The following is an 8,427-nucleotide window of genomic DNA, read 5'->3' on the forward strand; positions in this document are numbered from 1 at the left end:
CAAAACCCCAGCATCCTTGATGTTGGGGTTTTTTATTGCCTGAAAGAAAATTCACAAGCTCGCCATTCTATGACGTTGCGCACAGTGACGTTCTGTAAACAAAGGTAAGCTCCGGAGCACAAACTGGCCAAAAAATAAAAAAGAGCCAGCTTCAGAGACGCTCATTTGACATCCGTAATACTTAATTGCCGCGCTAAAAAAACAACAGCGGCTTACAGTGAGATGTGATTATGAGTAAGCAGGCCGGATTCTTTCTACTGCTGGCAACAACGGCCACCAGTATCTGTGCGGAGTTGCGCCCGATATCCGACGATCAGCTATCGGAGGTTACCGGCCAGGCGTTCGTGTCTATTGATCGCCAGTACCATCCTGATGAGACGGACAATACCTCTTATACTCGGGTAAACCTTGGTATGGATGTCGATATTCAGACCAATATCGACACCCTTGAGATCGGTCGATATGAGCGGGGCGGGGAAGACGCCGGCTCTTCTGATGTGCTCATCGAAAACTTTTCCCTGGGTTATATAAACAATCAGCCTTACTTTGACCGCAATCCGGAATTTGCCAGGCAATACAAGCCCAATGGCTCTGCATACGCTGAGGGTGAAATTGTTCCCTTTACGCTGCGAAATCCGTTCTTTGAATTTGCCTTTGATGAAACGTCAGATGAGGTTGTCGGCGTTCGGCTTGGCTTCGGTGAGGCCATGGGGGTGTTGTCCGGGGATATCCAGTCCCTGACGGGGAACGTCAATATCGATATTGTCGACCAGGGAGAAGGTCTGAGCAACGCCAATACCAACGGCAATCTCTTTGACTCGATTATCGTGGCACTGGCACCTTACCTTGTTGGCAGTAATGCGATCACCAGTCGGGCCGAGCTGGTCTATGGTGCGGAGGGTGACCCCAGGCTTGGGGAGCTTGATCCGATCAGGGCGCAATACGCGGGTGTCCCCAACGGCGAAACCTTTGTCGTCGAAGATGTACCTTTCTTGACCCGCCTGTTGATCCAGGGGGCGGGCGCCTTCAGTAGCTCCCAGATAGAAGTCCATGGCAGTGATGTCCATATCATTGCCCAGGACTGCCAGGTACTGGGTATCCAGGCCTGTTTCTCATTAACAGACTTCAAGAGCCTCCCTGTTGGTGAGCTTGGTGAAATAAACGGTGAGCGCGCGATAATCGGGCCGGAGTCCGGACTGTTCCTTTCGTTCCAGACCCAGGATCTGGACTGGCTGGATGATGTTTCCAAGGCGAATCTCACGGCAGAAGACTTCATCCGGGCGACCAGTGGCGGTTTCTTCAATATTCCCAATGGCTCAGTCGAGTTCAACCTGAATGAAGCGCTGGGCGGAATTGAACGCCAGCGAGTGGAATACATTGATCGTGGGCAGGGGTTGTTCTGATGTTTTGTCGGGTAAAAACACAGAGCCGGACAGTGATACCCCGCTGGGCGATGATCTTGTTGGCTGGAGCCTGGATAACGGTGTATTCCAGCCAGGGCTGGAGCGAACTTGAGAGCATGAATGATGCCGAGCTTTCCGAGGTGGACGGGGCCGGGCTGGGTATAGTGCTGGAAGCCTTCAAGTTCTCCCACGGTACGGACGTTCCCGACGCAAGCGGGGATCAAGCCCGTATATTCAAAATTGGCGGCATAACCAGCACAGATGGCCGGGATGTGGATATCACCGTCAATCACCTTTATATATCCGGCAGTGGCAGCAATTATGGTCGGAATCTTGGTCCGGTTAATCTCGGACGCCTGATCAACCCCTACCGTATCGATGTGGTTGACGGAAATACGATTGGCGTGGCGGATAAAGCGGTTTTGGAATTTGCCGCCCCCGCTATGGTTAATCCGGCGCAAGGATTCGACTGCATCAGCGCGTCGGCCGTTTTGGGATCAGGATCCTGTTCGAGCCGACCTGCAACCACCGATTACATCGGCGAGCGTCCGGATGTGGGGTTGCAGATGAATGTAGCGGTCGGGGATGACCGCTCAGCGAATATCAATATCCATGCAGTCAGTGCGGTGATCGACGGAAGCTATCTTCGCTTGTGGGGGGATAACGATCGTCGCCAAATGGTGGGGCAATTCAAGCTTAACTTCTACTCTCCGGAACTTTCCATCCATGCCTGTGACCAGAGCGGCGAGTCGTGCGGTTCCCGGGTGTTGCTGAAGGATTTTGCGCTTGAGCTGGCAATCGGTAACGAGCTGCAGCCTGTGTTCTTTGATGTGGACGGCGCCGGTAACTTTGTTGTCGAGGTGGCTGCGATCCAGCAACCAGCAACCGGGGAGATCGGTGCCGATGGCCTTAGAGGCAGCAGTGCGCCCGCAACATGGGATTTCTATGAAGATTATTACACCAACCCGAATTACCGAAGCAATCTCCGAATTGGGAACTTCAGTGTGAGTGACCGGGACTTCGGCTCAATGAGGGTGGAAGGGATGTTGATCCAGCATCTCGAAATTCGAACCAGGGATCTTGCGCCATGACTACAAATGCTCCTGCGATCGTTTCCCTGCTGATTTGCGCAGTCGCGCTCTCCCTTCCGGGGCAGGCCACTGCGGAACTGAAGCGGCTGGATGACCAGGCGCTTGGCGATGTGTCTGGTCAGGGCGGCATTTATCTGTCCGGTGATGTGAGCATTAACGAACTCGGTGGTCCCATTGAAAACAGCTACTTCGGCGGCTGTGATGATACAACCAGGAAGTGCGGAGCCCGATTTGCCTACCGCCTGAAAGAGAATGGGGGCTGGATGGTATTGGACGATATTCGCGGGAACTTCGCGTTTGAGGGGCTGACCCTGAGGGTCCGGACGATCGATTCGGGGTTCGGTGGTGACGGCGAGCTGTTCAAGAGAGACGTACTGGAGTTAGGGTTGCCCAATACCGTGAGGTTTAACGATGTACGGTTCAAGATTGCTGCCAGCAGTACTGCCCGGCCCACGGACCCCGGATTTCGGCAAACGGATATCTTCTCCGTGGGAATGCAGGGGGAGGTCGTCATGGAGGGGAATTTGTTGGTTTTCCCCGCAGGGAACCCATGAGGGGATGTCATAATGAAATGCGTTAATTTCCTGGCAAATTGGTCTTGTGTTGGTGTGGCGCTAGTGTTCCCCGGCCAAGTAATGGCAGAGATGCAGCGCCTGAATGATACCGACTTGGCTGCCATCCGTGGCCAGGGTGGCATTACCCTTGAAATGGAGGTGGAGGTGACGGCCGACCGCGTCTCATACTTCGATGATGGTAATGGTATTTATCTGGATGATTTTCGGGTTGGATCAGCTACAGATCCGGAAGGCCAGGCGTTTCATCGGGTGAGGGTGGATATTTCCGACGATGCGGCACTGAACCTGGACTATCTGATTGAAGATCGCAGAATCGAGTTCGGCGATGTTCGCCTTGCCGGTGCCCCGGGGCTGAGTATGGGCGGGTTTTTCTTCGATCACAGCCTGAAAGGGTATTTACGTATCCGCCCGGGTGGTGCGCTCGGCGGATCTGGATATACCTTTGATTCGGCATACACCATGACAGCAGGGCGTCTGGGATATCGCACCAACGGTAATGAGATCTTCCTGGATAACATGACGCTGACGATGGAGGCCCTTGGGGTCACCCTGGATGTCGTGGGCGAAACCCTCCGCCTGGAGGCGCCGCGGATTGTGGGTTCCTATGACATTGGCGCAATCCGCTACAGCGGCAATCCTCTTAATCATGGTCATTCAACCGATGTAACCACCGGCGCCGCACTGCCCAGTTACGGCAGTATCAGCGGGGCGTTCGATTTAACGACACTCACTGAACTCAAGGCCGGGGGGCGCTCCGGAGAGGGTTTGAGGATTGACCACGAGACAACCATTAACAGCGCCCACTTTATCTATCGTGATGACGGCAATGCTCTCTCCCTGCGAGACATCAGCGGGCATTACCGGGTGAGCGACTTGCGTCTGGATGTGACTGATGACTGGCAAGGGCGACCAGCGCTGGGGTTCACGCTGGGGGCGATGGACGGCGAAGTAAACATCGGCGCGCTTGAGATGGGGGACAGTGGGCGCAGCCTTGGGGAAGTGAATCTCTCTTTTCTGCTACAGGCACGGGAATTTGAGGGGCGTCATTACACAAACTCGCTTTATCTTCAGGGTGGAGGGCACCCCGATGCGGGCGGACAGGGGCTGAGGCTTGCGACCGAATGGAGTCTTGCGCTGGCTGACCTGAGCTATACCGAAGACGGTAACCGGGTGATTTTCAGTGGCCTGCAATCCTGGGGGCGCGGCGACATAACGGTGAATGTGACCCGGGACGAACTCAGAAATGGTACCCGCTTCTACGACGGTCTGAGAGTCGGTTTTGACGGGGTCAAGGCAGGGTACCGGATTAACGGTTTACAGGTTGGCGACGAAGATGCGCCGCTGCAGGGGGGGACCGAACTGTTACTGGCCCTGGGCTTCTACCCGGCTTATGAATTCGAAATGGACGGCCACATAACCCTCGGAGCAGGTGGTGCCAGTGGGGAAGGTCTCACGATTAATTCGGACATTCAGATCCGGAACGGTAGGGCGGCTTTGATCGCTTCACCCTACGACGACGGCTCCGGGGAAATCAGCCAGAAAGGGTTGTGGTTAAGTGACCTCAGTTACGATGGTCATATCCGGGACATGACCGTGGATGTCACCGGCGAAGGATTGACCTTCAACACTGGAGAGAGCTGGAGCACCCTGGATGTCGGTAATCTCCGCCTGGGCGATAAGCGTTCTGGTCAAAGCTTCGGCCGCTTTGTAGTTCAGACGTACGAAACCGGGAGCGGGCTAACGATTGTTCCCGGAGGTTCCGGCGAAGTCTGCGCTGGAGGTGTTGGAGTCACAGCGTCAGCTTGTGCAGCGTCCGGAGGGATTTGGCAGGACCGGGGTGATGAGGGTATTACCGTCAGGATGAAACAGATTCTTGCGAAGGCCGTTGATGATTCTCGTAAGAATGCCTTTACCTGGGAGACCAATCGGGAAATTGACGGTAGTGGCCAGCTGGTCAACGGTAGCGGAACACGGCTGGTGCTCAATGACATTCATACCGGCGACGGTGGCGACTTTGACGGTGATGGTGTCGATGACAATAGCTTTGGTGTCCGTACCGATGTATCTGTCGATGTCTACCAGACCCGGGTTGTGAAAAAAGACGATGGGCCGGATTCACTCGGGGTGTCGGGTTTACGTGGGGATGAGAAAATCATGGACAGTGCAGCTGTCGCAGGTTATCGCTATGAGTCGACACCTTCCTCTGCGGATCTGGAAAATCGTCCGCTGGGCTTCGCAGTCAGGGCCCAAAGTCGGTTCAAGGAGCTGTCTATCAACAATGTTGATCTTGTACACCCTGTAGGCGGTGCCCAGACGGTTGTCTATGGAGTTCATATGCAGAATTTTGATATCAAGGCGAATCTGACAGCGACGCCCATTCCCTGATTGATAGCCGGGGTTGGCCGGCTTTTTTGTGCGTCTCTTTGTTTTTTGGGGCCCGCTGTTGTTTAATCCCGCTTTGATCCTCTCAAACTCTCAGGCTTTATCCGATGAAATCCCGAGCTCTAATAAGTCATTTGGCGGACGGTCACGTTCATTCCGGGGAATCTCTTGCGTCCCGCCTCGGTATCAGTCGAACGGCAATCTGGAAGCAGGTTAAAAGGGCGGCAGACGAAGGTTATGAGATTGAAACCATCCGCGGTAAGGGGTACCGCCTGATAACAGCCGTTGACCTCCTCGAAAGCAAGGCAATTCTCGGAAGCATCCCGGAACCCTTGCGTCACCGTGTCAGGCTCGAGGTACGGGAAGAGGTTGACTCAACCAATGCAGAGATAATCCGTCATCGGCCGGCGCCGGGAGCGCCGGAAATTCCCGTGTGTATAGCCGATCACCAGACGGCGGGGCGAGGACGCAGAGGGCGTGAATGGCAGAGTCCCCGTGGCCAGAACCTTTATCTGAGTCTGGGTCTGACGTTCCACGGTGGGTTCGCCATGCTGGACGGCTTGAGCCTGGTACTGGGGGTGGCCACCGCTGAGGCTCTGGAGGTGATGGGTTCCGGGCAGGTCGGCCTCAAGTGGCCCAATGATATTTTCCTGGGTAACGGCAAGGTAGCCGGTATTCTGGTGGAATTGCAGGGAGAGCTGGAAGAGGGGGTTGTCCAGGTAGTGGCAGGCATCGGCCTGAATGTCCATATGAAGCAGGCGGAAGGTGTAACCCAGGCCTGGGATAGCCTCTCGGTTGCAAGTCCGGGAGTGGATTGGGCGAGGAATGAATTGGCGGCCAGTCTGATTGATTCTCTGGTAAGTGCGGCTGATGAATTTGCAGATAGCGGTTTCGCGGCATTCCGGGAACGCTGGCAGCAGAGAGATATTTTTGCCGGGAAGTCCTTGGTGGCAAGTCAGGGAGGTCTGGCGGGTGTTGGTGTAGGTATTGATAGTTCAGGCAACTACTTGCTGGAAACGGAAGATGGTGTAACTGCCGTGCGGGCAGGAGAGATAAGTTTGCGGGTGCAGTTGTGAGGTTGCTGATTGATGCGGGAAACACCCGTGTAAAGTGGCAGTTGATGGATGGCAGCATCAGGGTGTTGGAGGGGGTCGGTGCTCTCGACAGCGACCCATTCGCCAATCTGTCAGATGTGGGGGGCAAGATCTCCCGTGTTGCCGTTTCCACGGTGGCATCAGAAGCCAGGCGTTGCGAGTTGGCCGAGGCGTTGTCCTGCTATACCCCCGTGCCCCCCTGTTTCTACTGGTCGGAGGTTGAGCGTGCCGGGCTGGTGAATGCCTATGAAGACCATGAAAAAATGGGGGCCGATCGCTGGCACGCTATGTACGGCGCATGGACCAGGCATCGTGGCGGCTTCGCAGTCGTTGATGCTGGTAGCGCAATTACGATTGACTATGTTGGGGCCGGCGGGAAGCATCTGGGCGGTTACATTCTCCCTGGGCGCCGAATGATGTTGCGGAGCCTGAGGAATGATGCGGCGAGGATCGGCTTTGAGGACCACCGGTCGGATGCCGGTGAGCCTGGGGCCTCGACCACCGAATGTGTTCATCATGGGCTGTTCTGGCTTTGGCAGTCCATCGCTGACCGTATTCATCATGATTGTAGTGCGCAAGCCATAGGTCGTGTTCTGGTAACGGGAGGGGACGCATCGGGTATTCTGGCAGCCGGGCTTGAAGCGGAGCATCTTCCGGATCTCGTGTTGCAAGGTTTGGCTGCGATTGATGCGGAGGCGGTGGGGCGCTCATGAAGTGGCTGGCGCTGATCTTGCTGGTGGCTAATGCTGCGCTTTGGTACTACGGAAGCTCTCCTCAAACACCGTCGCGCGGTGTGGGGGCGGGTGACGGCAAGTTACCCCGGGTGGCAACTCTCAAGCCTGAGGCCGAAGGTTCTGCTGTAACCCCGGAGCCGGCTCCTTCTCCCTCTCTTCTGTATTGTGGTCGCCTGGGGTGGTTCGAATCCGAGGCCGACCTGAATGAAATGGCAGCGACATTGGGGATGGCGCAGGATGAATACATCGTTGAGCGCCGGGAGCGCGAATTGGCTCCGTTGCACTGGGTGCTTATACCGCCGCAGCCAGCGGATCAGGCTCGCAAGATGTTTCGCGATATCCAGCGCAGGGGGATTGATTCCTACCTGGTGACTGAAGGAGAAAGCCGCAACGCAATCTCCTTGGGCCTGTTTGAGTCACGGGAGGCAGCCGTTTCGGTTCTGGAAGAAAAAAATCGTCAGAATCTCAATGCAGTACTGGCCATCTTCCCCCGAAATCAGATAAGCTACGCGCTCTCTTTTGAGGCGGGCCTGTTTGACGATTCTGAGCAGGCTGAGGCGTTGGAGGCGGATTATTCAGAGGATTTCGATTTTGTCGAAATCAAGCGTTGTGAAGGTATTGCAACGCTGAAAAAAAGTCCGTAGTATACCGCCCTCGCTGACGAGGCGAATGTGAGCTGGCGTAGCTCAGTTGGTAGAGCAGCTGACTTGTAATCAGCAGGTCGGGGGTTCGATTCCGTCCGCCAGCTCCACTTTTAGTTTTGACGAATTCGCTTGGGCGAATTCGACTCGGAGGGGTTCCCGAGTGGCCAAAGGGATCAGACTGTAAATCTGACGGCATCGCCTTCGCAGGTTCGAATCCTGCCCCCTCCACCACTAATTGCTCGCGGGCATCGTATAGTGGCTATTACCTCAGCCTTCCAAGCTGATGACGCGGGTTCGATTCCCGCTGCCCGCTCCAGTTTAGTTTAGAAATGCTCATGTAGCTCAGTCGGTAGAGCACATCCTTGGTAAGGATGAGGTCACCGGTTCAATTCCGGTCATGAGCTCCACTATTTTATCCGGTCAACGTTGCGATTTGGGTTGATTAGGGAGATTGGTCGAATGTCTAAAGAAAAATTTGAACGCAGTAAACCGCACTTGAACGTG

General features: G+C 55.3%; 7 protein-coding genes and 4 tRNA genes. All 11 read left to right on the plus strand.

Features of this window, described 5'->3' with window-relative positions; translation table 11 throughout:
- Positions 1–230 precede the first annotated feature (230 nt).
- Positions 231–1,403, plus strand: coding sequence for a hypothetical protein (locus MARLIPOL_RS06225; RefSeq protein WP_012139866.1), 1,173 nt, complete (start codon positions 231–233; stop codon positions 1,401–1,403).
- A gap of 32 nt (positions 1,404–1,435) precedes the next feature.
- Positions 1,436–2,494 carry a hypothetical protein gene (locus tag MARLIPOL_RS06230; protein WP_228677586.1) on the plus strand — a complete coding sequence of 353 codons (1,059 nt, stop codon included), beginning with the start codon at positions 1,436–1,438 and terminating at the stop codon, positions 2,492–2,494.
- Entirely contained in the window at positions 2,491–3,048 is a 558-nt protein-coding gene (locus MARLIPOL_RS06235) for a DUF6160 family protein (RefSeq protein ID WP_012139868.1), read from the plus strand. The genes MARLIPOL_RS06230 and MARLIPOL_RS06235 overlap by 4 nt, the downstream gene beginning before the upstream one ends.
- Before the next feature lie 12 nt (positions 3,049–3,060).
- On the plus strand, positions 3,061–5,454 hold the full coding sequence (locus MARLIPOL_RS06240) for a DUF6160 family protein (protein ID WP_036190877.1): 2,394 nt from the start codon (positions 3,061–3,063) through the stop codon (positions 5,452–5,454).
- A 104-nt stretch (positions 5,455–5,558) separates the two neighbouring features.
- Complete coding sequence (locus tag MARLIPOL_RS06245) at positions 5,559–6,527, plus strand: biotin--[acetyl-CoA-carboxylase] ligase (RefSeq protein ID WP_012139870.1); 969 nt, start codon at positions 5,559–5,561, stop codon at positions 6,525–6,527.
- Positions 6,524–7,258, plus strand: a complete 735-nt coding sequence (locus MARLIPOL_RS06250) for a type III pantothenate kinase (protein ID WP_012139871.1) — start codon at positions 6,524–6,526, stop codon at positions 7,256–7,258. Before MARLIPOL_RS06245 ends, MARLIPOL_RS06250 begins: the two co-directional genes overlap by 4 nt.
- Positions 7,255–7,923, plus strand: coding sequence for a hypothetical protein (locus MARLIPOL_RS06255; RefSeq protein WP_012139872.1), 669 nt, complete (start codon positions 7,255–7,257; stop codon positions 7,921–7,923). Before MARLIPOL_RS06250 ends, MARLIPOL_RS06255 begins: the two co-directional genes overlap by 4 nt.
- Before the next feature lie 31 nt (positions 7,924–7,954).
- Positions 7,955–8,030: transfer RNA gene (locus MARLIPOL_RS06260), tRNA-Thr, on the plus strand.
- A gap of 39 nt (positions 8,031–8,069) precedes the next feature.
- Positions 8,070–8,154: transfer RNA gene (locus MARLIPOL_RS06265), tRNA-Tyr, on the plus strand.
- 10 nt (positions 8,155–8,164) lie between these two features.
- Positions 8,165–8,239, plus strand: a tRNA-Gly gene (locus tag MARLIPOL_RS06270).
- A gap of 15 nt (positions 8,240–8,254) precedes the next feature.
- A tRNA-Thr gene (locus MARLIPOL_RS06275) sits at positions 8,255–8,330 on the plus strand.
- Positions 8,331–8,427: the final 97 nt, after the last annotated feature.

Source organism: Marinobacter lipolyticus SM19 (assembly GCF_000397065.2).
GTDB lineage: Bacteria > Pseudomonadota > Gammaproteobacteria > Pseudomonadales > Oleiphilaceae > Marinobacter > Marinobacter lipolyticus.

Excerpts from the sequence above, each read along its gene's own strand:
- MARLIPOL_RS06225 (WP_012139866.1), top strand. The coding sequence starts at position 231 with ATGAGTAAGCAGGCCGGATTCTTTCTACTGCTGGCAACAACGGCCACC.
- MARLIPOL_RS06255 (WP_012139872.1), top strand. The coding sequence starts at position 7,255 with ATGAAGTGGCTGGCGCTGATCTTGCTGGTGGCTAATGCTGCGCTTTGG.
- MARLIPOL_RS06240 (WP_036190877.1), top strand. The coding sequence starts at position 3,061 with ATGAAATGCGTTAATTTCCTGGCAAATTGGTCTTGTGTTGGTGTGGCG.
- MARLIPOL_RS06235 (WP_012139868.1), top strand. The coding sequence starts at position 2,491 with ATGACTACAAATGCTCCTGCGATCGTTTCCCTGCTGATTTGCGCAGTC.
- MARLIPOL_RS06245 (WP_012139870.1), top strand. The coding sequence starts at position 5,559 with ATGAAATCCCGAGCTCTAATAAGTCATTTGGCGGACGGTCACGTTCAT.